This is a genomic window from Dyella terrae, assembly GCF_022394535.1.
Taxonomy (GTDB): domain Bacteria; phylum Pseudomonadota; class Gammaproteobacteria; order Xanthomonadales; family Rhodanobacteraceae; genus Dyella.
Genome location: NZ_CP089414.1, coordinates 2,200,683 through 2,223,566, shown reverse-complemented (window position 1 = coordinate 2,223,566; position 22,884 = coordinate 2,200,683). Strand labels below are relative to the sequence as shown.

The 22,884-nt window shown below is 61.8% G+C and carries 19 protein-coding genes and 2 tRNA genes; 14 read left to right on the top strand and 7 right to left on the bottom strand.

The genetic code is table 11. The features are described from left to right. Positions 1–55: 55 nt before the first annotated feature. The gene (locus DYST_RS09545; RefSeq protein WP_102301351.1) at positions 56–328 is read right to left on the bottom strand and encodes a Trm112 family protein; all 273 of its coding nucleotides are present in this window, start codon (positions 326–328) and stop codon (positions 56–58) included. A 64-nt stretch (positions 329–392) separates the two neighbouring features. Here DYST_RS09545 and purE point away from each other — a divergent pair, with 64 nt between their 5' ends. Together purE and DYST_RS09535 are read left to right on the top strand one after the other, a co-directional pair. Then, on the top strand, positions 393–896 hold the full coding sequence (gene purE, locus DYST_RS09540) for a 5-(carboxyamino)imidazole ribonucleotide mutase (RefSeq protein ID WP_102301282.1): 504 nt from the start codon (positions 393–395) through the stop codon (positions 894–896). Beyond that, positions 893–2,056 (top strand): 5-(carboxyamino)imidazole ribonucleotide synthase, encoded by a 1,164-nt coding sequence (locus DYST_RS09535; RefSeq protein WP_239951538.1) that lies wholly within the window; start codon positions 893–895, stop codon positions 2,054–2,056. Before purE ends, DYST_RS09535 begins: the two co-directional genes overlap by 4 nt. Positions 2,057–2,216: 160 nt before the next feature. Here the strand turns inward: DYST_RS09535 and DYST_RS09530 are convergent, their stop codons facing one another. Beyond that, a complete protein-coding gene (locus DYST_RS09530; RefSeq protein WP_239951536.1) occupies positions 2,217–2,774 on the bottom strand; it encodes a superoxide dismutase in 558 nt (185 codons plus the stop codon). A 413-nt stretch (positions 2,775–3,187) separates the two neighbouring features. Between DYST_RS09530 and grxD the strand changes: the two genes are divergently transcribed. From grxD to DYST_RS09490, 8 genes are all read left to right on the top strand, one after another. Next, positions 3,188–3,511 carry a Grx4 family monothiol glutaredoxin gene (gene grxD, locus DYST_RS09525; protein ID WP_102301285.1) on the top strand — a complete coding sequence of 108 codons (324 nt, stop codon included), beginning with the start codon at positions 3,188–3,190 and terminating at the stop codon, positions 3,509–3,511. Then, positions 3,511–4,281, top strand: a complete 771-nt coding sequence (locus DYST_RS09520) for an SDR family NAD(P)-dependent oxidoreductase (RefSeq protein ID WP_239951534.1) — start codon at positions 3,511–3,513, stop codon at positions 4,279–4,281. The genes grxD and DYST_RS09520 overlap by 1 nt, the downstream gene beginning before the upstream one ends. Positions 4,282–4,317: 36 nt before the next feature. After that, positions 4,318–4,917: a YhgN family NAAT transporter gene (locus tag DYST_RS09515; protein WP_102301352.1), complete on the top strand. Its 600-nt coding sequence runs from the start codon at positions 4,318–4,320 to the stop codon at positions 4,915–4,917. Positions 4,918–5,015: 98 nt separating this feature from the next. Further along, complete coding sequence (locus tag DYST_RS09510; RefSeq protein WP_239951533.1) at positions 5,016–6,725, top strand: GNAT family N-acyltransferase; 1,710 nt, start codon at positions 5,016–5,018, stop codon at positions 6,723–6,725. Positions 6,726–7,159: 434 nt separating this feature from the next. Further along, positions 7,160–9,622: a TonB-dependent receptor gene (locus DYST_RS09505; protein ID WP_239951531.1), complete on the top strand. Its 2,463-nt coding sequence runs from the start codon at positions 7,160–7,162 to the stop codon at positions 9,620–9,622. Between the two features lie 338 nt (positions 9,623–9,960). Next, a complete protein-coding gene (locus tag DYST_RS09500) occupies positions 9,961–13,275 on the top strand; it encodes a TonB-dependent receptor (protein ID WP_239951530.1) in 3,315 nt (1,104 codons plus the stop codon). 177 nt (positions 13,276–13,452) lie between these two features. Continuing rightward, on the top strand, positions 13,453–14,862 hold the full coding sequence (ppnN, locus tag DYST_RS09495) for a nucleotide 5'-monophosphate nucleosidase PpnN (protein WP_102301290.1): 1,410 nt from the start codon (positions 13,453–13,455) through the stop codon (positions 14,860–14,862). 69 nt (positions 14,863–14,931) lie between these two features. After that, positions 14,932–15,008: transfer RNA gene (locus DYST_RS09490), tRNA-Asn, on the top strand. A 373-nt stretch (positions 15,009–15,381) separates the two neighbouring features. Here the strand turns inward: DYST_RS09490 and DYST_RS09485 are convergent. The 3 genes from DYST_RS09485 to DYST_RS09475 all read right to left on the bottom strand — a co-directional run bounded on the left by DYST_RS09485 (position 15,382) and on the right by DYST_RS09475 (position 17,346). Beyond that, positions 15,382–15,855 (bottom strand): hypothetical protein, encoded by a 474-nt coding sequence (locus DYST_RS09485; protein ID WP_239951529.1) that lies wholly within the window; start codon positions 15,853–15,855, stop codon positions 15,382–15,384. Positions 15,856–15,916: 61 nt separating this feature from the next. Continuing rightward, on the bottom strand, positions 15,917–16,888 hold the full coding sequence (locus DYST_RS09480; RefSeq protein WP_239951527.1) for a hypothetical protein: 972 nt from the start codon (positions 16,886–16,888) through the stop codon (positions 15,917–15,919). A 137-nt stretch (positions 16,889–17,025) separates the two neighbouring features. Further along, complete coding sequence (locus DYST_RS09475) at positions 17,026–17,346, bottom strand: hypothetical protein (RefSeq protein ID WP_239951526.1); 321 nt, start codon at positions 17,344–17,346, stop codon at positions 17,026–17,028. 255 nt (positions 17,347–17,601) lie between these two features. On the opposite strand from DYST_RS09475, the gene DYST_RS09470 reads away from it, so the two are divergent. Further along, a complete protein-coding gene (locus tag DYST_RS09470) occupies positions 17,602–17,943 on the top strand; it encodes a hypothetical protein (RefSeq protein ID WP_239951524.1) in 342 nt (113 codons plus the stop codon). On the opposite strand, the gene DYST_RS09465 is transcribed toward DYST_RS09470, so the two are convergent. Beyond that, positions 17,940–18,527, bottom strand: a complete 588-nt coding sequence (locus DYST_RS09465; protein ID WP_102301292.1) for a GspH/FimT family pseudopilin — start codon at positions 18,525–18,527, stop codon at positions 17,940–17,942. The genes DYST_RS09470 and DYST_RS09465 overlap by 4 nt on opposite strands. A 124-nt stretch (positions 18,528–18,651) precedes the next feature. Between DYST_RS09465 and uvrB the strand changes: the two genes are divergently transcribed. From uvrB to DYST_RS09450, 3 genes are all read left to right on the top strand, one after another. Beyond that, the gene (uvrB, locus tag DYST_RS09460) at positions 18,652–20,676 is read left to right on the top strand and encodes an excinuclease ABC subunit UvrB (protein WP_239951522.1); all 2,025 of its coding nucleotides are present in this window, start codon (positions 18,652–18,654) and stop codon (positions 20,674–20,676) included. 80 nt (positions 20,677–20,756) lie between these two features. Continuing rightward, positions 20,757–20,831 (top strand) — tRNA-Val (locus DYST_RS09455). A gap of 240 nt (positions 20,832–21,071) precedes the next feature. Further along, on the top strand, positions 21,072–21,524 hold the full coding sequence (locus tag DYST_RS09450) for a CopD family protein (protein ID WP_239951520.1): 453 nt from the start codon (positions 21,072–21,074) through the stop codon (positions 21,522–21,524). Positions 21,525–21,585: 61 nt separating this feature from the next. Here DYST_RS09450 and DYST_RS09445 read toward each other — a convergent pair whose 3' ends face one another. Next, entirely contained in the window at positions 21,586–22,599 is a 1,014-nt protein-coding gene (locus tag DYST_RS09445; protein WP_239951518.1) for an NAD-dependent epimerase, read from the bottom strand. Between the last annotated feature and the right edge of the window lie 285 nt (positions 22,600–22,884).

The following is a 22,884-nucleotide window of genomic DNA, read 5'->3' as shown; positions in this document are numbered from 1 at the left end:
GTCGACACGTTCACAAGATGCGGGTTTTTGCGGTACCAAGACCCCCCGGGCGGGGTCAGGCGGCTGCCGGGAAGTCAGTGAGCTGCAAGGTTCCGATACCTTCCTCGGGGAGCATCACGGGGATGCCGTCCTCGACCCGGTAGACGACCTTGCGGTCAGTGGTCACCAAGCCTTCGGTCAAGGGGGCCGCCACGGCCACGCCGGTCACGGTCTGCACTTGGCCGGCAGCGATGGCCTTGTTCAGGGCATCGAGCTCCTGACGCTGCAGGGGCCGGACGGGGACCTTGCTGACGGGGCAGCAAAGGATGTCGAGAAGGCGTTTGTCCATGGGGAGCGGGATCGTGCCGAGACGCGGAAAGTCCGTACAATAACCCTTTTGGATGGCTTGGGTCATGACCTCGACTTCCCTCCCGCCGCGCGTGGGCGTTGTGATGGGCTCCCGTTCCGACTGGGAAACCATGGAGCATGCGTCCAGCGTGCTGGCCGAACTGGGCGTAGCGCACGAGGTGCGCGTGGTCTCTGCGCACCGTACGCCTGACCTGCTGTTCCAATACGCGGAAGAGGCGGTCGGTCGCGGTATCCAGGTCATCATTGCCGGCGCCGGCGGCGCCGCTCATCTGCCGGGCATGCTGGCTGCCAAGACGCGGTTGCCGGTCTTCGGCGTGCCGGTGCAGTCCAAGGCGCTGAACGGCATGGATTCGTTGCTTTCCATCGCCCAGATGCCGGCCGGCATCCCGGTCGGCACGCTGGCCATTGGCCGCGCCGGTGCGGTGAACGCTGGCATTCTCGCGGCCTCGGTGCTTGCGCTGCATGACCCGGTCATCGCTGCGGCGATGGATGCCTACCGCACCCGCCAGACGCAGACCGTGCTGGATAATCCGGACCCGCGCGCGTGACCGCCCGTCGCCAACCCGTCCTCGGCATTCTGGGTGGCGGCCAGCTCGCCCGCATGCTAGCCCTTGCCGCCGCACCGTTAGGTGTGAAGACGCTAGTGGTGGATAGTGCCTCCGACGCCTGCGCAGGGCAGGTGGCTCCGCTGGTGGTGGCGGACTGGACCGATTACGACGCGCTGGATCATTTCGCGCGCGAAGTCGACGTCGTTACTTTCGATTTCGAGAACGTCCCGGCTGAGACCGCGCACTGGCTTGCGAAGCGCGTCGCCGTTTTTCCTGCGCCGCGTGCACTCGCTGTCGCGCAGGATCGTCTGGCAGAGAAAACCCTGTTCCGCGAGTGCGGCCTGATGACGCCGGCCTTCCAGACGGTGGACACGCGTGAGGGTTTGGACCAGGCGTTGGCGGCCGTGGGTGCGCCGGCCATCCTCAAGACCCGCCGCCTTGGTTACGACGGCAAGGGCCAGTTCCGCATCAAGACACTGGCCGATGCCGACGCCGCCTGGGCCGCGCTGGGCGCACAGGCCCAGGCCCATGGTCTGATTCTCGAAGCCTTTGTGCCGTTCGATCGCGAGCTGTCGGTGATTGCCGTGCGCAGTCGTGAAGGTGATTTCCGCACCTGGCCGCTCACGCAGAACTGGCATACCGAAGGCGTGCTGTCGCTGAGTCTGGCCCCGGCCTCCGATATTGCCGCGCTACAGGGGCGGGCGACCGATCTGGCGCGCACGCTAGCGGAGAAGTTGGAGTACGTCGGCGTGTTCGCGCTGGAGCTGTTTGTGAAGAACGGCGAGTTGCTCGGCAATGAAATGGCCCCGCGTGTGCACAACTCCGGTCACTGGACCATTGAGGGTGCACTGACCAGCCAGTTTGAGAATCACGTGCGTGCCGTGCTCGGTCTGCCGCTGGGGGATACCTCGGCACGTGGTCTGTCTGCGATGTTCAATTGGATCGGCGAATTGCCGGATGCCGCACCCGTGTTGGAAGCCGTGGACGCGCATTGGCACGACTACGGCAAGCAGCCGCGTGTCGGCCGCAAGGTGGGTCATGCCACGGTTTGTGCGCCCGATGCAGCGCGGCTGGTCGAACGCTTGTCTGGCATTGCGCATGCGTTGGGGCGCGATCAGCAGGCCGATCCGGCGGTGGGCAAGTTGATGGAAAGCAAGTGAGCGCTTGATTGCTGTAGAGCGCACGTGCGCGCGACCGCAGCGGTTGAGCATGTCACTTTGCAGGGTTGTTGCGTGCAAGCGCACTTCTACAAAAACAACCCGTGATGCATAAAAAAAACGGGGCCAATGGCCCCGTTTTTTTGCTGGATTGCCGGAGGGATCAGGCCAGGTTCTTGGCCGCGAAGTCCCAGTTAACCAGGTTCCAGAACGCCTCGATGTACTTCGGGCGGGCGTTGCGGTAGTCAATGTAGTACGCGTGTTCCCACACGTCGCAGGTCAGCAGCGGCTTGTCGCTGCCGGTGATCGGCGTAGCGGCATTCGAGGTGTTGACGATGCCGAGCGAACCATCCGGACGCTGCACCAACCAGGTCCAGCCCGAGCCGAAGTTGCCAACGGCCGACTTGGTGAACTCTTCTTTGAACTTCTCGACGGAGCCGAATGCCTTGTTGATGGCGTCGGCCAGCTTGCCGGTCGGCTCATTGCCACCCTTCGGGCTAAGCGAGTGCCAGTAGAAGGTGTGGTTCCAGACCTGGGCGGCATTGTTGAACACGCCACCGGAGGACTTCTTGATGATGTCTTCCAGCGAGGCGTTCTCGAACTCGGTGCCCTTGACGAGGTTGTTGAGGTTGGTCACATACGCCTGGTGATGCTTGCCGTAGTGGTACTCCAGCGTTTCGGCGGAGATGTTCGGCTCCAGCGCATTCTTTTCGTAGGGCAAGGGGGGGGAGTTCGAATGCCATGTTGTGGCTCCTGGGCGTTGGCTGAGGAAAGGGGGTCGGGCTTGGAATGGCCGAGGACCGGCGACCCGCACACGACTGATACACTAGCGATCTCACTGCATTCTAGCGATGAATGATGAGTGCCTGCTTCATATCTTTTCATGGCTCGCGCCGGGAGCTGTTTGCCCGTCAGCCAAGAAAGAACGAGGGAGTGTATGTCGATACACGACCAAGTGATGACGCGGGTTGGCGGGCAAACAGACCCGGCCCATAGGGTTCGCCGCCTCAGCCCGCCTCAGAGCGAGCTGAGCCTTGACCTGACCACCCGTCAGGCGCTACGACTCACCTCGCTCTGAGGCGGGCTGAGGCGACGAACGCGGGCCATGAAAAGATATGAAGCAGGAACTTAGTTATGGACGTTAACGAGCGAATCAAGGCCGTGTTGGCCGAACATGCCATCGTGCTCTTCATGAAGGGCACGCCGCAGTTCCCCATGTGCGGCTTCTCCAGCCGCGCAGCGCAGGCACTGAAGGAAGCGGGTGCGCAATTCCACGCCGTCAATGTGCTGGCCGATCCGGAAGTCCGTGCGGCGCTGCCGCATTACGCGAATTGGCCGACGTTCCCACAGCTCTTCATTCAAGGTGAGCTGATCGGCGGTTGCGACATCATGGAGGACTTGAAGGTCTCCGGTGAACTTGCCCGCATGGCCGCCGATGTCGCCGGAGCCGATTCCTAATGGCGCTTCCGCTGCTTCGTTTGCCGGACGGCTGGGCGCTGGCCCCTGGTTCGCTGGATGGCCGGGTCGTGCTGGTCACTGGCGCCTATGGTGGGCTCGGTGCCGCCGTTGCTCGTGCGGTCGCACGGGCCGGTGCCACGGTCGTCATTACCGGCCGCCGCAAGCGCCAACTAGAGCAGCTTTACGACGCCATGGTGAGCGAAGGGTTGCCGGAGCCGGTGATCCATCCGCTCGATCTGGAAGTGGCGACACCCAGCGATTACGAAGCGCTGGCCGATGGTCTTGAGCGCGACTTTGGTCGGCTCGATGGTGTCGTGCATGCTGCTGTCAGCTTCAAGGAGTTGACGCCGCTGGCCGTGCACAAGCCCGACGACTGGTTGCGGGTGATGCACGTCAACGTGTCTGCGCCCTTTGCATTGACGCAGGCGTGCTTGCCATTGCTCACGCGCGCGCCGGACAGCGCCGTGGTATTCGTGCTCGATAATCCCGAACTTGTGCAGCGCGCACATTGGGGTGCTTACGGCGTATCGAAGTCTGCGTTGGAGCGACTGGTGGAAATACTCCATCAGGAAACCGAATCATCGTCGCTACGCGCGCATGCACTGGTGCCGGCACCCATGCGTACTACGTTGCGCCGCGCAGCGTATTTCGGCGAAGACACCATGATCCAGCCGCTGCCGAACGCGACGGCGGAAGTGGTAGTGCATCTGCTGGGCGAGCAGGGTAAGGCGACGCGTGGCGCGGCGCTCGATCTGCGCGTGCGGGCATGACCATGACACAGGAGTCCTGCTGACATGGAAGCGCAGATGACCACGCTATCGGCAGCGATCCTGCTGTTCCTCATCATGGATCCGCTGGGAAACATCCCGATCTTCCTGAGCCTGTTGAAGGACGTACCGCCCAAGCGCCGCCGCAAGGTGATGATCCGCGAGCTGCTGATCGCACTGGGCGTGCTGCTAGGGTTCCTGGTCGGGGGGCAGCACATCCTCAAGGTGCTGCAGTTACGGCAGGAATCCATCAGCATTGCCGGTGGCATCGTGCTGTTCCTGATCGGCATCCGCATGGTATTTCCGCCCGCCGATGGCGGCGGCATCTTCGGCAAGCCGGGGGAGGGTGAGCCTTTCATCGTGCCCATGGCGATCCCGGGGGTGGCCGGACCATCTGCTATGGCAGCTTTGTTGTTGCTTACCAATACGCAGCCGGGCCGCACCGCGGATTGGGCGATTGCTTTGTTGGGCGCCTGGTTGGCAACGGCCGTGATCCTGCTGTGTTCCACCTACCTTTTCCGCTGGCTGGGCGAGAGCGTACTCACCGCGCTTGAGCGCGTCATGGGCATGCTGCTGATCGCGCTGTCAGTCCAGATGTTCCTGAGCGGTGTGGCAGCGTATTTGCATCTGGCTGTTTGAAACGCGGCCAAATGCCACCAGTGCGATCTTTCGTCCTATCCGCATAACCTTGCTGTCATAATCCGCCACCAGCATAAGGAAAATTCCAGGAGGCGGTCATGCTCAGCGTTGAACAGACCCTCACCGAACGTCTGCCATGGTTGGCGCAACATCCACTGATCCGCCGGCCAGTCGCTGGCATGCTGGGCCGACTGGCCGATGAGGATGGTTTCAACCGTACGCTGGTAGCCGCCGGTGATGCCGAAGGCTTCGATTTCGTCGAGCGCGTCCTCGATGTGCTTGGCGTCAGTTACTTTGTCAACCCGCGCGAGCGCGAGAACATCCCTGTCGAGGGCGGCGTGTTGATCGTCGCCAATCATCCGCTCGGGATGATCGACGCCCTGACCTTGCTGCAGATGGTGGGCTCGGTGCGCAGCGATGTGCGCATCCTGGCCAACGACTGGCTGATGTCGATCGAGCCGCTGCACAAGCTGCTGTTGCCGGTCGATGTGTTCGGTAAGGGCGCGGCTTCGAAGATGCGCGACATCTATCGCGCACTGGATAATGGCGAAGCGCTGATCGTGTTCCCCGCCGGTGAAGTGTCGCGCGTGCGCCCATCAGGCGTCAGCGACGGGCGTTGGTCCGAGGGCTTCGTTCGCTTGGCGCAGCGCAGCGGCGCGCCGGTGCTGCCGATCCACATTTCCGCCCGCAATTCCGCCATGTTCTATGGCCTGTCGATGCTGGCCAAGCCGCTAAGCACGGCCATGTTGCCGCGCGAAGCCATTTCACCGACGAGCAGGCGCGTGGGTCTCAGCGTGGGCCGGCTCGTATCGGCTGACGAACTCGAACAGCACAGTGGTGGTTCGACCAAGCGCGCGGCCAAGCTGATGCGTCGCCATGTGTATCGCGTGGGTCGCCATCGTGGCCTGATCTTTGGCGGGCAGGCGCCGCTGGCGCATCCGGAGCCAACCGAGCGGGTAGCGGCCGAACTGCAGTCGCAGGCGGAAAAGCTGGCTGATCTCAGCGACGGCAAGCAGATCCTTTTGTTCAAAGGGGCTTCCGACAGTGCCGTATTGCGTGAAATCGGCCGTTTGCGTGAGCTGACGTTCCGCAAGGTCGGTGAGGGTACGGGCGCGCGCCGCGACCTCGATGTCTACGATGCGCATTACGAACATCTGGTGCTGTGGGATCCGAAGGTGTTTCGCATCGTTGGCTCCTATCGCTTTGGTCATGGTGGACGGCTGATCGGTGAGCGCGGCATGGGTGCGCTCTATACGGCCAGTCTCTTCAATTATTCGCCGGCGTTGGAATCGCGGCTAGCACAGGGTCTGGAGCTGGGACGCAGTTTCGTCGCGCCCGCCTATTGGCGCTCGCGTGCGTTGGACCAGTTGTGGCAAGGCATTGGCCTTTATCTTCAGCGGCACAGGGAACTGCGCTATTTGTTCGGCCCGGTGAGCATGTCAGTCACTCTGCCGCGCGAAGCGCGCGAATGGATCGCTGCGGCGCATCAGCACTACTTCGGTGCACCAGGATTGGCGTCAGCACGGCAGCCGTTCGTGGTGTCACCGGCGATTATCGACCTGGTGCGCGATGCATTGGCGGGTCTGGATCCGACGGCCGGCCTTGGCAAGCTCAAGCATCACCTGGACGCGTTGGGTGTGAGCCTGCCGGTGCTTTATCGACAGTACGTCGACCTGGTCGAACCCGAAGGCGTGCAGTTCCTCGACTTCGGCGAGGATCCGGGCTTCTCCGGGTGCGTGGATGGCCTGGTCATGCTCGACTTGGCGACCCTGAAACCTGCGAAACGCGCTCGCTATCTGGGTAAGTAGTAGTAGCTGCTGTCCGTGTTGCATTCCTTGCGGTTTGCCGCGGGGATGCCGTGATCTGGCGTCGATTATTTCGACTCGCGGCCCCGCAAAGTGGGGCCGCGTGATCCAACGGTAAATTTCTTGTAAAATACTTATGTAATCCTTACGGCGTTGACCAGAACACAAGGGGCTTTTGCCGTTCTGGTTAACGGTCACAACTGATTTCGTAATTTCGCCCGATCTTTCACCGATCGGGCTTTTTTACGCCCGGAGGAAACGTTTAAAATTACGTTAAATGACATGAAATTGCGTTTATAGGCAACAACTTGCGCAATATCTTTCGAGTTCATCGAAAGATCTTTCAGTCATGGCCGCTGGCGCGATTCCTTTACTGCTGCTGCGACCTCCGGGAAGGCAGCTGACCTCCCTTTTTTGTCAATTCTGGAATGACGACGATGAAACGAAATCACCTCTCCATGGCGATCGCCACCATGCTTTGCATGGCGGCCGGCTCCGCGCTTGCACAGGACGCCAACAGCCAGGCAGCTCAGACGACCAACACGGCCAACACCAAGGACGCGACGACTCAGCGTGCCGGTGCGTCGAGCACGTCCAACACCACCACGTCGAACGACACCAAGCGCGCTCAGCAGCTGGACACCGTGACGGTGCAAGCGCAGAGCCTGTCGCTGGGTGGCGGCCTGATGTCGGTGCAGACGGCGCCGAAGGCGGTTTCGACCATTTCGCGCGACGCGATCGTCAAGGCGGCCCCGGGCGGCACCTTCGTGCAGATGATCGACAGCATTCCGGGTGTGAATGCCTCGACCGACGACGTGAGCGGCCTGGCCAACGGTAACTACCAGATCCGTGGCTTCACCAGCGACGAAATCGGCACCACTGTGAACGGTGCGCCGATCAACGACAGCGGCAACTACAAGGTCTATTCGACCGAGTACGGCGACACCGAGAACATGGGTGACATCACCGTGCTGCAGGGCTACCCGGACGTCGACACGCCGATCGCGGGTGCAGCGGGCGGTGCCATCTCGTGGGTCACCATTGATCCGTCGCATACCGCCGGTCTGGACTTCGCCCAGAGCCTGGGCAACCACGACTATCGCCGCACCTATCTGCGCTTCAACACCGGCGATCTCGGTCCGGTGCGCGCCTGGTTGTCCTATTCCAACAACAGCTCCGATTTCTGGCGCGGCCCGGGCGACTTGAACGTCACCAAGGTCGACGGTAAGGCGCTGTGGACGATCAACGACGACAACTACATCTCGGCCTCGTTCCAGTACAACCGCGAGCGCAACTACAGCTACGACAGCCTGACCAAGGCTCAGGTCCGCTCGGGCGGCTATTTCCAGAGCTACGACGAGAACTACAGCCCGACCGATACGTACTACTGGAAGCTCCACACCAACCCGTTCACCAGCTGGCTCGCCAGCATGGACGGCGAGTTCAAGCTCGCTGACAGCCTGCGCCTGTCGGTGGTGCCGTACTTCTGGTACGGCAACGGCGGTGGCGGTGGCGGCTACAAGTTCACCGAATCGGCCGTGCCGCAGAACGTGATCGGCACCGCCGACCAGGATCTCAATGGCGACGGAAAGATCGGCGGCAGCGCGGTGGCTTACGACGTCAGCCAGACGTTCACCTACCGCCCGGGTGTCATCGCCAAGTTGAACCAGGACTTCGGCATGAATGACAGCCTGGAGTACGGCTTCTGGTACGAGCGCACGCGCCAGCAGCAACAAGAGGTCTTCACCCCCGCCGTGGGCGGCGAGCCGGCCGATTTCTGGGGCAACACGGATCTGATTAAGTACTCCAACGGCGTGGTGCAGCGCCTGTACCGCGAGTACACCACGTCGGAAATCAAGAAGTTCTTCGCTACCAACACCTGGACGCCGGACGACAAGTGGACGATCACCGCGGGCGCGGCCTACTTCTGGGAATCGCGTGACGGCTACGACTTCGAAAACTGGGGCAGCCAGAGCACCAATCCGAAGCTCAACCAGTACGGTGGCGAAGGCAGCGCGACTTATCACAAGATCAGCCCGACCGCTGGCGTGAAGTACCAGCTGAACGATCAGAACCAGTTTTACATCGGCGCCGGCCGCACCTACCGCGCTCCGATCAACGGCGCGCTGCTGCAGAACGTGGCTGTAGCCGACAACCCGAAGAACGTTGCCAATGCGGCTGCCGGCACCTACGGCAACAAGCCGGAGCAGGCGACGACCGTGGACCTCGGCTGGCGCTTCTACGCCGATCAGTTCTCGGCCAACGTCGATGCGTATGAGTCGCACCTCGTCAACAAGCAGATCTCCGGTTACGACAACACCACGGGTCAGACCGTGTACCTGAACCTGCCGAAGATGCACATGCGCGGCGTTACCGCCGAAGCCAGCTACAAGTTCCTCGAAGACTGGACCCTGTACGGCAACTACTCGTACCAGAAGGCCATTCTCGACGGCGACGTGAACACGTTCGGCGATGGCACCTTCGCGACCAAGGGCAAGACCTTCCTCAACACGCCGAAGAACTCGGGCTATGTGCGCCTGGGCTACGACCATGGTCCGTTCTGGGCCAGCCTCGACGCCAAGTACCGCGGTCCGATCTGGGGTGACTGGATGAACACCGAGCAGGTCGGTGGCTACACGACCTTCAACTTGAATGCGGGCTGGAAGTTCGACGACTTCGCCACCTGGCTGCGCAACCCGTACATCAAGCTCAACGTGTTCAACCTGACCAACAAGCGTGCGCTGACCAACGCCAACAACATCGGCGCGTTCCTGGCCAGCAACCCGGGTGGCGTCTACAAGGATCCGAACACCGGCTCCGCACTGTTCGCCTCCGCACCGTACTACTCGCTGCTGGAAGACCGTACCTACATGGTCACCTTCGGTATCTCGTTCTTCTAAGCGAACCGAACCAGCACGCAAGCGATGGTCCAGAAACCGCCTCCTTCGGGAGGCGGTTTTTTTGTGCCTGAAGAAAAGTTGGCGAGACAGCGATCTATTGCGAAATTCGCAGGAACTAAACGCAAGAAGTGTGAGTTGTTCGTCAAGAAGTTACGAAATTGTAATATACTGCGGTTACATTCGTCGTGATGAGCCCCGGTCGGCATATGATGCCGGGCACCCCGGGCGCATCTAAATTTATTAGGGAATCAGTCACTTAAGACGGTGGCGGAGGGGCATGGGACTCCTCTGGTCTGGTCCCATGCCTTTTTTGCGAATCTCTTAGGGGTCGAATCTCGATGAACCACTCTTTGCGCACAAAATTGCTGCCCGTAGCAATTGCGACGCTGCTCGCCACCGCTCCGGTCTTTGCCCAGGACACCTCGTCTTCCATCAGCGGTCGCATTGTCGACGGCAGCGGCCAGCCGGTTGCCGGCGCCACCGTGCAGATCGTCCATGAGCCCACGGGTACTACCAAGACCACCACCACTGACGCGGCCGGCCGTTACACGGCACAGGGCCTGCGCGTGGGCGGTCCGTTCGACGTGAAGGTCAACAAGGACGGCACGCAGACCGAACAGGACAACGTCTATCTGCAGCTGGCCCAGGACACCGCGGTCAATCTGACGATGGGCGTGACCGCTGCCACCGCCAATGCGCAGAACCTCACGGGCGTGACCGTGTCGGCCAATTCGCTGTCGCAGACCTTCACGCCCGAGAACAAGGGCATCAGCACCAATATCTCGCGTCGCGAGCTGGACGCCGCCCCCACGCCGGGCCGCTCGATCCAGAACATCGTGCGCATGGATCCCCGCGTGGTCATCACCGACCGCGCCCGTGGCGAAATCTCGGCCGTTGGCCAAAACAGCCGCTACAACAACATCACCGTCGACTCGGTCAGCGCCAACGATCCGTTCGGCCTGAATGCGAACGGCCTGCCGACGCTGGGCACGCCGATCTCGCAGGACACCATCGAGGAATACAACATCTCGACGGCGAACTACGATGTGGCCAACCGCCGCGGCCTGGGCGCCAACGTCAACGCCGTGACCAAGAGCGGTACCAACGACTTCCACGGCTCGGTCTACTACGCGTTCCAGAACACCGACATGATCGGTGACAACGAGCAGGACAAGCCGTACGCCGGCTTTAGCCGCCAGTGGACGGCCGGTGGCACCGTGGGCGGTCCGATCATCAAGGACAAGCTGTTCTTCTTCGCCTCGATGGAAAAGAGCCAGCAGGTCGGTTCGGGCAGCCCGTACGGTCCGCAGGACTCTGGCGCAGCGACGCCGATCAAAGGCCTGACCAACCAGCAGGTTCAGCAGGTGCGTGACATCGCCGCCAAGTACGGCATGAACGACATCGGCACGGTGGGTGGTGGCAACTCCAACCTGACCGATAAGCGCTACCTCGCCAAGGTCGACTGGAATATCGCAGACAACCACCGCGCCAGCTTCACCTACAGTGAGACGAAGGAAAACAAGCCGATCATCACCGGCAGCCAGACCAAGCTGGTGCTGTCCAGCGGCTGGTACAAGACCAACGTCGACAACAAGAGCTACGCGCTGCACTTCTACGACGACTGGTCGGACATTTTCTCGACCGACACCACCGTCTCGTACGCCAACTTCAACCAGAACCGTGGCCCGTACAACGGCGTGGCCATGCCTGACATCACTGTCTACCCGACGCAGTACGGCAATCCGGCGATCGAGTTCGGCACGGAGTACTCCAGCCAGGCCAACGTGCTGAAGGTGAAAACCTTCAATGCCGCGTGGGCAGGTACCCTGTATCTCGGCGACCACACCCTCAAGGGTGGTTTCGACTACGAGAAGGACAAGTACTACAACCTGTTCCTGCAGAACTACTACGGCAGCTACGTGTTTGAAGAAGTCCCGGGCGGCAAGGCCACCACGGGTCTGAGCAACTTCGCCAGCGGCCAGTACTACCAGTATCGCTACAACCGTCCGGCCAACGGCCTGGGCCTGGATGATGTGGCTGCCCGCTACAACCTCAACCAGTGGGGCGTCTTCCTGCAGGACACCTGGCAGGTCACCAACAACCTGTCGCTGCAGTACGGCGTGCGCGTTGACGTGCCGCTGATGGACGACAAGCCGCTCTATAACGCGGCCTACGCGGCTCCGGCGGGTGTCAACGCGAAGGGTCAGGCGATCGGCGGTTTCGGCCAGACCAACCAGAACACCATTAACGGCCATCGCGTCGTGCAGCCGCGCATGTCGTTCAACTACACGTTCAACACCGAGCGGATGACGCAGTTGCGTGGTGGTGCCGGCTTGTTCGTGACCAATCAGCCGGGTGTGTGGCTGGGCAACATCTTCTCCAACTCGGGTATGACGCAGACGCAGTACAACTGCGGCCCGACGCAGTCCGCACCGTGCAACACCAAGCTGCCTGCCTTCAGCACGGATCCGAACCATCAGAACAATGGTCCCGCAGGCGCGGGCGTGATGACGGTCAACACCATCTCCAAGGACTGGAACATCCCGACCGCGTGGAAGATCAGCCTCGGCGTGGACCGTGAGCTGCCCTGGTACGGCCTGATCGCCACGGCGGACTGGGAGCACATCAAGCAGCGCGATGCCATCTGGTTCCAGAACGTGAACCTTGGTACGCCGACCGGGGTGCTGCCGGATGGCCGCAGCTCGTATTACGGTCAGCTAACCGATCCGGCGACGACCAAGCCAGGTCCGCGTGCGAATGCCAACCAGGCGTTCTCGGGCCAGATGATCAACCTCGCCAACACCGACAAGGGCAGCGCCGACAGCATCGCTCTGTCGCTGAAGAAGCCGTTCTCGGAAGATTGGTCGGGTATGGTCGGTTTCACCTGGAGCCGTTCGACCGAAGTGAACCCTGGTACGTCCTCGGTGGCGAACTCGAACTACAGCAACAACTACGTCTACAACTCCAACGAGAACGTGGCCAGCACCTCGAACTACTCGGTGCCGCGTCGTGTGATCGCCTCGTTGAACTGGCAGCATCGCTTCTGGGGTGACTACACCACCAGCGCCAGCATTTTCTACGACGGTCACTCCGCATCCCCGTACAGCTGGACGTTCGGCAATGACGCCAACGGCGACGGTTACACCAATGACCTCGTCTACATCCCGCGTCCGGGTGAAGTGCAGTTCCGTCCGGGTACCGATCCGAAGCTGATCCAGCAGTTCTGGGACTACATCCAGAAGAACGATTACCTGAAGGATCACCAGGGTGACGTGGCCAAGCGCAATGGCGACCGCGCCGGCTGGATCAACCAGATCGACCTGAGCTTCAGCCAGGAAATCCCGGGCATCTTCAAGGGCAACAAGGGCATCGTCCGCCTCGACGTCTACAACTTCACGAACCTGCTGAACAAGCACTGGGGTATCGAGAAGCGTGTGAACTTCCCGGGTGGCCGTGCACTGGCTGACTACGCCGGCGTCGATCCGAAGACGGGCAAGTACATCTACAACATCGATTGCGGCGGTAAGGCATCGTGCACCACGTACAACCAGGGTAATGGCTACCAGCCGCTGGCGGTGCCGACCTACATCAACAACAACGACGACCTTGCCCAGCGCTGGTCGGTCCTGTTGACGGTGAAGTACGCCTTCTAAGCGTATTAGCTTGCGAAGGTGTTACTTGAAGCCGGCGCCCCTTGGGCGCCGGCTTTTTTATTAATGGAGGCCTGCCGAATGGCTTGACCCTGCCATGCCTTGCGCGGGAAGCTACGCGGTCCGCCGCGTTTTGCACGGACGAGCGAGCCGCGAGGGCGCGGCGAGGAGAACGGTTGAATGAATGACATGCAAGCCGGCAAGGCCGGTCGCCCTGGCACCGTGAGCGCGCGCATTTCGCCCGCCGGTGGCCTGGATATCCTGTCCCGCAATGAAGTGGCGCGCTTGCGCGACGCCAGCGGTTCGGGCCTGCACGCCTTGCTGCGCCGCTGCGCGCTGGCAGTGCTCACCTCGGGCAACATGAGTGACGATCCGCGCTCCATCCTGGAGCAGTTCCCCGATTTCGACATCCAGGTGCTGCAGCAGGATCGCGGCATCAAGATCGAGCTGACGCATGCGCCGGCCCAGGCCTTCGTCGATGGCCAGATCATCCGCGGCATCAACGAGTTGTTGGTGGCCGTGGTGCGCGACATCGTTTACGTGTCGACGCAGATGGAGCAGGGCAATTTCGATCTGGACGACAGCGTGGGCCTGACCCATGCCGTGTTCGAGATCCTGCGCAACGCCCGCATCCTCAAGCCGCAGATCGACCCGAACCTGGTGGTGTGCTGGGGCGGCCACTCGATCTCACGCGACGAGTACGAATACACCAAGCAGGTGGGCTATCAGCTCGGCCTGCGCGGCATGGACATCTGCACGGGTTGCGGCCCTGGCGCCATGAAGGGCCCGATGAAGGGCGCCACCATCGCCCACGCAAAGCAGCGTCGCCGCAACAATCGTTACATCGGCATCACTGAGCCGGGCATTATCGCGGCCGAGTCGCCGAACCCGATCGTGAATCACCTGGTGATCATGCCGGATATCGAGAAGCGCCTCGAAGCCTTCGTGCGCATGGGGCACGGCATCATCGTGTTCCCCGGCGGCGTGGGTACGGCGGAGGAGATCCTCTACCTGCTGGGCATCCTGCTGAATCCGGACAATGCCGGTGTGCCGTTCCCGCTGATCTTCACGGGCCCCAAGCAGTCGGCAGCGTATTTCGAGCAGATCGACCGCTTCCTTCGTCTGACCCTTGGCGAAAGCGTCACCCAGCACTACCAGATCATCGTCGACGACCCGGCTGCCGTGGCCCGCGCCATGGTTCGCGGTATCGACAAGGTGCGCAACTATCGTCTGGATACCAAGGACGCCTTCTTCTTCAACTGGGCGCTAAGCATCCCGTACGCCTTCCAGCTGCCGTTCCGTCCCACGCATGAAGCTATGCGTGAGCTGGCGATCCACCGTGACCGTCCGCGCCATGAGCTGGCGGCTGACCTGCGCCGCGCGTTCTCCGGCATCGTGGCCGGTAACGTGAAGGAAGATGGCTTGCGCGCGATCGAGAAGTTCGGTCCGTTCGCCATCGACGGCGATGCAGACATCATGGCCTCGCTGGATGAGCTGCTGAAGGCCTTCGTGGCCCAGGACCGTATGAAGCTGCCGGGCGGCACGGCCTATGTGCCCTGTTACCGCGTACTGACGGGCAAGGCGGCTTGAGCCCTGTCTGAAATAGTTAAAACGGCTTGACAGCCCGGAGCTGGATATTCAAACTATCTAGCTCACCCCGCCCGAATAGCTCAGCCGGTTAGAGCACTTGACTGTTAATCAGGGGGTCGTTGGTTCGAGTCCAACTTCGGGCGCCATATACAAGTCTCACGTCGTCGCAAATTGCCTCGCGTAGGACGCCAAAACCCCAGCATTGCTGGGGTTTTTTGTTTTCATCGTCTCATCTCGTTGCATTTTGTAGTGTCAAAGCGCGTCACCGCCTGGGGTATTTTTGGGGGTACGTTCTGGGCGCCAGGGTCCGATCCGGGGTGTGTACCCCCTTTGGAACATGGCGCGGCTGCTTTGGAGATGAGAAATGGTCGAGCTAACGGCGATGGCTGCGCGCAATGCGAAGCCGCTGGATAAGGCGTATCGGTTGCCCATGCGCGCAGCTTAGGCCGCGTCGCTCTCACCGCCTGTGACGCATCCAGGGCGGCGCCCGTGTAACGGCCGCAGGGCGGGCCAGCGCTGCTACGGGGGCGGGCGACTGTTATTCAACACCACGCCATCCACGCATGTGGCCCCACCTAGCATGGTGCGAATCCGCAGACTGAACCTGCCCCACGGGACATCCGCGTATCGATACGAAAGCGCCGGATCATCCGGCACCAGGCCACCCGGTCGATCCATGCCGAAGCGCTCACGCAGCATCGCCACCGGGATGCAGGGCGACGCGTCAAAGTCCAACGCCAGCAGCATGCCAACGTCAGGGTGCTCGCGTTGGTAGCTAGTGGATACCGCGCGCAGATTCACCGTCGTCACACGGTAGCCGTCCGCCGTCACAAACGGGCGCGACGCATACCAGGCCGTGTCGCGTTGTTCCGACGTTACGCGCAGCGGCACACCCAGGGCGTCTTCAATCTGGACGGCCGAGGCCGGCAATGGCTTCGGCAACCCGTCGATCAGTTCCACTAGCGTCTTGTTGATTTTCAGATCGTCAGGCATGTGAGCAAGCCCCAGGCAGGGTGAAACAAGCGCAAAAACAAAGAGGACTTTGCGCATGCTGTTAATGGCCTTGACCGTAATTGGCATCGTAGAAACCACCAAATATCTGGTTGTACGTATCCACGGCACCGGTCGCGGGGTTAATCGATCGCTCGCCGTCGCCGTACACCGCACCGATGGCCGCCGCAGCCGCATGCGTGTCACTCGATGCAGCGGTTTCATCATAGACGCGGTTATACGTACCCACGTTCTCCCGGCTCACCGACAGCGGGATCATCGGTCCACCGTTCGCCGCAATCTCGCGTTGCACCGTGATGTTATTGAGCGTGGCATACCCTTCGTCCAGTTGTTCCGTACGCAGAAACGCAGCCTTGGAGCTGAAGTCATACGCCGGCACATGCATCGCATGTCCCAACTCGTGACTCAATTGGCTCACTGCCCATTCCGGGCGCTGCCGGTAGGCGTCACCAATAAGCAACGCGTGCTCCTCACGATCGGTGACACTGGCTTTGCCCGGTACTTGCCAGCCCACATGCCAGCGGTTGGCTTGCAGTTCCGTCAGTTGTCGTTGCATGGTCGGGCTCTTGGCGGCCAGCGCATCCACCGCGTCGCCCAGACCGGTCGATACGCCAGGCGCCGCCGCGACAGCCGTAACCGCCGCGGGATCAGACGCGCCCAGCCAGGTCCGCGTGGTGGGGAAGGGCCGCGGGGTGTACGCACTCGCTTCGGCGCGGTCACCGTAACCCCCGGCAAAGCCGCCCCGTGAAGGGCGTCGCCTGGCGGTGCGCATCAGCCATTCGATGTCGCGCCGCAGATCCGCGTCCGTGCCGCAAAACACCATCTTGCGTGCCGCCCATGGGCCTTCCTCGCCCTCCATGTTCTCCCAGCACGCCACCGGGCTAAGCGGGCGATCCTTCAACAGGTACATGCCCCCGTGCGGCGGTTTGCCTGCAAAGAAAGGGCTCTCGATCTTCACCAGATCTTCGTAATAGATATCCGACTTATCGACCCACCGGCCATCCCAGAAAGACATAAACTAGGTCCGCAGCGCACAGTGAAAGCCACTGTGCGGCGTGCCAGGTCACCACGCCATCAGCCCGCGGTGACGGCGCGTGTCAGTCGTCGCCGCCAAGCCCTGTCGCTACCGCCGCCGGCCGTGACGGTGCACGACTATTCGGCCTCCGCCGTCGCGTCTTCGTCATCACACGCCGGCGCCCCCGCCAAGTCGTTGGGGTTGCTCTCCATCTCTAGCTGTGTGGTCAACCCACCGTGGGACATCTTGTGTTCCGCCCGCTGCACCGTCCACGCCTCGCCGTCGATCTTGGCCTTAAAGCCGCGCACCGCCAGGGTTTGCCCCGGGTACACATCCGGGCGCCCGTGCGCCAGGGTGTAATCGAGCGTGGCCGCGCCGCGCTGAATCCGCTGAAACACACTGCGCGCCGCGCGCAACGCGTTGGAGCGCGTTGCGTAGATATGGCGCAGCGTCTTCACGCCGGCGCCGTCTTCCGTGGTGATGCCGGTCCCGGTGGCGTCGACGTGCGCTAAAGACCCCGTGAAAGTTTTGTGGTGGCCTCATGGCGACGAATGCGCCATCGGGCCTATATCACCCGTCGCAGCGCCCACCGTTGCCTGAGACATCCGTTACACCAGCGGATGCCGAAGATGTCGAGCACTCGGGACTCGTACGGCGGGAGCTAGTGCTATCCATTGCCGTTGCGGGTGCGCTGGATCATGGCGAGGTGCGGCATGAAACGCGGGTGGTCCATCGTCATCGGGGTGCTATGGCTCGCGGGCTGTGCGAGTACGGGCGATCTCACCCATAACAAACCCGTCTTTCAGGGCAGTACCACGAAGCTGGATTCGGTTTACGCGGCTTGCGTTCACTCGCGTTGGGTGGCCATCTCGCCGACGGCCCACATCGTGGAGTCGCCTGTGGAACTGCAGGTGGTGGCGGGTAATGCGACGGCGAATATCGAGGAGCAGTTGATCATTCGCAGCAAGGCCATGGGGGCGGACGTCGTGCTCTATGAGCGCCTTCAGATACTGGCCTTGCGCGGATATCGCGAGGCGGCGAAGGGGTGTCTCTAGCTGTCCGTGGCGCATCGATAGGCTTGATCGTCGCTGGCCTTGGCACTGGCGACCCGTCCCACGATGGAAACCGTGATCGTCAGGGCGTCCTCTGTATGCCCCTGCCCGCAAAGGGTGAAACTGACATTGCTGCCGCCCGTGGTGCCATCGGGCTGGAAGCGGACGCGCTTGCGTCCGCCTGTGCTCGTGATGATCAGCTGGCGATAGCCGTTGTGCACCCACGATGGCGGCCCGTCCAGCTGGTCTGCATTGGTGCTGAGATAGCGCCCGATCGCCCAGCCGTGTTCCCAGTGTGTGTCATTGGCGCATGTCGCGTCGCTGGCCAAGGGGCAGAACAGGATGCGGCGCCCGCTGGTGATCGCCAGGCTGCGCGCGTGTTGAAGCGACGCGATCAGCTCCAGTTGGGCCGTGACGACGCGATGGCGGGCCAGCATCCGGCTGAAGGAGGGGATGGCGATACACAGGAGCACGGCGATGATGGCCAGTACCACGATGCTCTCGATCAGGGTAAATCCGGCCCCTGGCTGCCGATGGGCCCTTTCCCTTTGAATTCGCACATGAACTGCCCAGTCGCTGGAGACCATGAGCCTAGCCAGGGCGTCAGGGATGTTCAGTCATCCCAGGCCTTGGGTCGATGTCATAGCCTGCTGACAGGTCCTGTCAGCAGGCTGATTTAAAATGCCAAGACGCGACCGCATGTAGAACGCCATGACAGACCGCTTCGAACTCGTCTCCCCCTACAAGCCCTCCGGTGATCAGCCCGAGGCCATCCGCGTGCTCAGCGAGGGCTTCGAGTCCGGTCTGGCGGCGCAGACACTGCTGGGCGTCACCGGCTCGGGCAAGACCTACACCATCGCCAACGTCATCGAGCAGGTGCAACGGCCGACCATCGTGATTGCGCCCAACAAAACGCTGGCGGCGCAGCTTTACGGCGAGTTCAAGGAATTCTTTCCGCATAACGCGGTGGAATACTTCGTCAGTTATTACGACTACTACCAGCCCGAAGCGTACGTGGTGGCGTCCGATACCTTCATCGAGAAGGACGCCTCGATCAACGACCACATCGAGCAGATGCGCCTGGCCGCCACCAAGGCGCTGTTGTCGCGCAAGGACTCGATCATCGTTGCCACGGTGTCGGCCATCTACGGCCTGGGCGATCCGGAGGATTACCTCTCGCTGCGCCTGATCCTCGCCAAGGGCGAACGCATCGATCAGCGCGCGCTGATTCACCAGCTCACTGAGTTGCAGTACACACGCAACGAGATGGATCTGCGTCGTGGCACGTACCGCGTGCGCGGTGAGATCATCGATGTGTTTCCCGCCGAATCGGAAACCGAGGCGCTGCGCATCGAACTGTTCGACGGCGAAGTGGAAAACATGTCGCTGTTCGATCCGTTGACGGGAGACACGATTCGCAAAGTCCCACGCTACACGGTCTATCCGCGTACGCACTACGCCAGCACGCGTGAGAGCGTGTTGAACGCCATCGAGACCATCAAGGTCGAGCTGAAAGATCGGTTGGAGCAGCTCTACAAGGACAACAAGCTTGTCGAGGCACAGCGTTTGGATCAGCGCACGCGCTTCGACCTCGAGATGATGACCGAGGTCGGCTACTGCCAAGGCATCGAGAACTACTCGCGCCACCTCACACGACGTGGCGCCGGCGAGCCGCCGCCGACGCTGTTCGACTATCTGCCGGCAGATGCACTGCTGGTGATAGACGAATCGCACGTCACCATTCCGCAGCTGGGCGCTATGTACAAGGGCGACCGCTCGCGCAAAGAGACGTTGGTGGAATTTGGTTTCCGCCTGCCTTCAGCGATGGATAACCGGCCGCTGCGCTTCGAGGAATGGGAGGCACGTGCGCCGCGTTCGATCTATGTTTCGGCCACGCCGCGCGATTATGAATTGCACAAATCAGGCGACCAGATCGTGGAGTTGGTGGTGCGCCCCACCGGCCTGATCGATCCGGAAGTGGAAGTACGCCCCGTGCGCACACAGGTCGACGACTTGCTGGGCGAAGTGCACAAGCGCGTGGCGATGGGGGATCGCGTCCTCGTCACAACGCTGACCAAGCGTATGGCCGAGAACCTCACGGAGTACCTTAGCGATCATGGTGTGAAGGTGCGCTACCTGCATTCGGACATCGAGACCGTGGAGCGCGTGGAGATCATTCGCGACCTGCGCCTGGGCGAGTTCGACGTGCTGGTTGGCATCAACCTGCTGCGCGAGGGCTTGGATATGCCCGAGGTCTCGCTGGTGGCGATCCTCGACGCCGACAAAGAAGGCTTCCTGCGCTCCACTGGCTCGCTGATCCAGACCATCGGTCGTGCCGCGCGCAACGTGCGCGGCAAGGCCATCCTTTACGCCGACAACATCACCCGCTCCATGAAGGCGGCGATGGACGAGACGGCGCGGCGCCGAGAAAAGCAGCAGGAGTACAACGAGGCCAACGGCATCACACCTCAGTCGGTGGTGCGACGTATTGCCGACATCATGGAAGGTGCCCGCAGCGAATCGCCGACGCGTGGTCGCGGTCGACGTGGCGAGCGCCAGGGGGCTATGGCCGTCGCGGAGAATGGCGCCGATTACGCTGCCCTGAGCGCAGACCAGGCCTCGGCCATGATCAAGAAGCTGGAGGCGCAGATGTACAAGCACGCCGAGAATCTGGAGTTCGAAGAGGCGGCCCGCCTGCGCGATCGGATCCACAAGCTCCGCGAACGGGCCGGTTGAGCCGGGCTTTGCTGGGGTGGTTGTCCCCGGCCCATGGAGCACGTATACTGCGCGGCTCGCACGGCATGCCGGCGAGAACCGGGCGGTTAGCTCAGCGGTAGAGCACTACCTTGACATGGTAGGGGTCACAAGTTCGATCCTTGTACCGCCCACCAATTCAGTTTCCGCGTACTGCGTGGAACCAAGAAGAGGAATCCGAAAGGGTTCCTTTTTTTGTGCCCGGTTTATGGCCGGGCGCGTCGGTGGTGGCGGTTGACTCATCAGGACATGTTGCCGCGCACCGTGTGCATTCCTTGACGCAATGCGAGTCCCGGTTTGATCCTTGGCCGACTATCGCCACTCGCAACGAGGCGGTCCTGCCATCCCGTTGCGCTTACCGTTTGCTTGAGGGAACCGTGATGACGTATCTCTGGGTCAAGAGCTTCCACGTGGTGTTCGTCATCGCATGGATGGCTACCGTCTTTTACCTGCCGCGTATTCTCGTGAATATCGCCGAGGTGGGCGACGAGCCGGCGGTCAAGGCACGCTTGATCCTGATGGGGCGTCGCCTGTATCGATTCGGGCACAACATGTTCGGTATCGCGTTTCTGTTCGGGCTGGCGCTTTGGGAGGGTTGGCGCGTGTTTCCTCAAGCGTTGCCAAACGTGGTGGCGTCGCTGCACTGGATCGACGCCAAGCTGACGCTCGTGGTGTTGATGCTGATTTATTTCGGCTGGACCGGGCGCTTGCTCAAGCGTAGCGAGAAGGGTGGTTTGCTGCCGTCGTCAAAGACGTTGCGCATCATGAACGAGCTGCCCGTGCTGGTGTTGCTTGGCATCGTGTTCCTGGTGATCGCCAAGCCGTTCTGATCGTTCGTTGCGCTTCCTATGGGGCGCAGCGCGTGGGCCCTCATCGTGATGTGAGCAGCGGTTACTCCCCGCGCTGGAAGTATTCCCTGTACCAAGTCACGAAGCGCGCCACGCCTTCCTCAATCGTCGTGCTCGGTGCGTAACCCACGTCGCGGCGCAGGGCCGAGACATCGGCCCAGGTATCCGGCACATCGCCCGGCTGCATGGGTAGCAGGCGCTTTTCCACCGTGCGACCGAGGTGCTGCTCCATCAGTTCGATGAAGCGGAGTAGCTGCACCGGCTGGTCGTTGCCGATGTTGTAGACGCGATAAGGCGCGCTCGACGTGCCTGGGTTCGGCCGCAGAGCGTCGTAGCCGGCATCTGGTCGGGCGATGTGATCGAGCGTGCGGATCACACCTTCGACGATGTCGTCGATGTAGGTGAAGTCGCGGCTGTGGTCGCCGTAGTTGAAGACATCGATAGGCTCGCCGCGACTGATGCGGTCGGCAAACAGCATGGGCGACATGTCGGGGCGGCCCCAGGGGCCGTACACGGTGAAGAAGCGCAGGCCGGTGGTGGGCAGGTCGTACAGGTGGCTGTAGGTATGCGCCATCAGCTCGTTGGCTTTCTTGCTGGCTGCGTACAGGCTGATGGGATGGTCGACGGCATCCTCAATGCCGAAGGGCATCTTGCGGTTGGCGCCATAGACAGAGCTGGAGGACGCATAGACGAGGTGCTCGACCTTGCCATGGCGGCAGGCCTCCAGGATGTTCACGAAACCCACGAGATTGCTTTGCACGTAAGCCTGTGGGTTCTTCAGCGAGTAGCGCACGCCCGCCTGTGCGGCCAGGTTCACCACGCGCTGGGGCTGGAAGTCCGCAAAGGCACGGTTCACCGCCTCGGCGTCGGCCAAATCGGCCCGTAGATGCGTGTAGTTGGCGTGGTTGGCGATGCGAGCGAGTCGGGCCTCTTTCAGCGTGGGGTCGTAGTAGTCGTTGTGGTTGTCGATGCCATAGACCTCGTCGCCGCGCGCCAGCAGGCGCTCGGCAAGGGCGGAGCCGATGAAGCCGGCTGTGCCGGTGACGAGAATGCGCATGCGGAAACCTCGGGGATCGACGGGGCGGGCATTCTATCGCTGCCGATATTGAGACAGAGTCGGCGCTGGCTGATTTGACATCGCTCGATGGGCTAAACTAGCGTTCGGTACGTACCCACCCGGAGACAAGGTGGCCCGCGCTTCGAGCGCCGGTCGAGCGTGTGACATGGCAACTACCACCTTCCAACGCTGATTCGAGCCACGCCTTGTTTCACACAAAGGGCGCGTGGCGCTCTTTATTTTTGTCTGCCATCCAGGCAGGCAAGGACAAACCGGCCATCCATG

Coding starts and splice junctions, on each gene's coding strand:
- DYST_RS09545 (WP_102301351.1), bottom strand. CDS start 328: ATGGACAAACGCCTTCTCGACATCCTTTGCTGCCCCGTCAGCAAGGTC.
- purE (WP_102301282.1), top strand. CDS start 393: ATGACCTCGACTTCCCTCCCGCCGCGCGTGGGCGTTGTGATGGGCTCC.
- grxD (WP_102301285.1), top strand. CDS start 3,188: ATGGACGTTAACGAGCGAATCAAGGCCGTGTTGGCCGAACATGCCATC.
- DYST_RS09520 (WP_239951534.1), top strand. CDS start 3,511: ATGGCGCTTCCGCTGCTTCGTTTGCCGGACGGCTGGGCGCTGGCCCCT.
- DYST_RS09515 (WP_102301352.1), top strand. CDS start 4,318: ATGACCACGCTATCGGCAGCGATCCTGCTGTTCCTCATCATGGATCCG.
- DYST_RS09510 (WP_239951533.1), top strand. CDS start 5,016: ATGCTCAGCGTTGAACAGACCCTCACCGAACGTCTGCCATGGTTGGCG.
- DYST_RS09505 (WP_239951531.1), top strand. CDS start 7,160: ATGAAACGAAATCACCTCTCCATGGCGATCGCCACCATGCTTTGCATG.
- DYST_RS09500 (WP_239951530.1), top strand. CDS start 9,961: ATGAACCACTCTTTGCGCACAAAATTGCTGCCCGTAGCAATTGCGACG.
- ppnN (WP_102301290.1), top strand. CDS start 13,453: ATGAATGACATGCAAGCCGGCAAGGCCGGTCGCCCTGGCACCGTGAGC.
- DYST_RS09485 (WP_239951529.1), bottom strand. CDS start 15,855: ATGCCTGACGATCTGAAAATCAACAAGACGCTAGTGGAACTGATCGAC.
- DYST_RS09480 (WP_239951527.1), bottom strand. CDS start 16,888: ATGTCTTTCTGGGATGGCCGGTGGGTCGATAAGTCGGATATCTATTAC.
- DYST_RS09470 (WP_239951524.1), top strand. CDS start 17,602: ATGAAACGCGGGTGGTCCATCGTCATCGGGGTGCTATGGCTCGCGGGC.
- DYST_RS09465 (WP_102301292.1), bottom strand. CDS start 18,527: ATGGTCTCCAGCGACTGGGCAGTTCATGTGCGAATTCAAAGGGAAAGG.
- uvrB (WP_239951522.1), top strand. CDS start 18,652: ATGACAGACCGCTTCGAACTCGTCTCCCCCTACAAGCCCTCCGGTGAT.
- DYST_RS09445 (WP_239951518.1), bottom strand. CDS start 22,599: ATGCGCATTCTCGTCACCGGCACAGCCGGCTTCATCGGCTCCGCCCTT.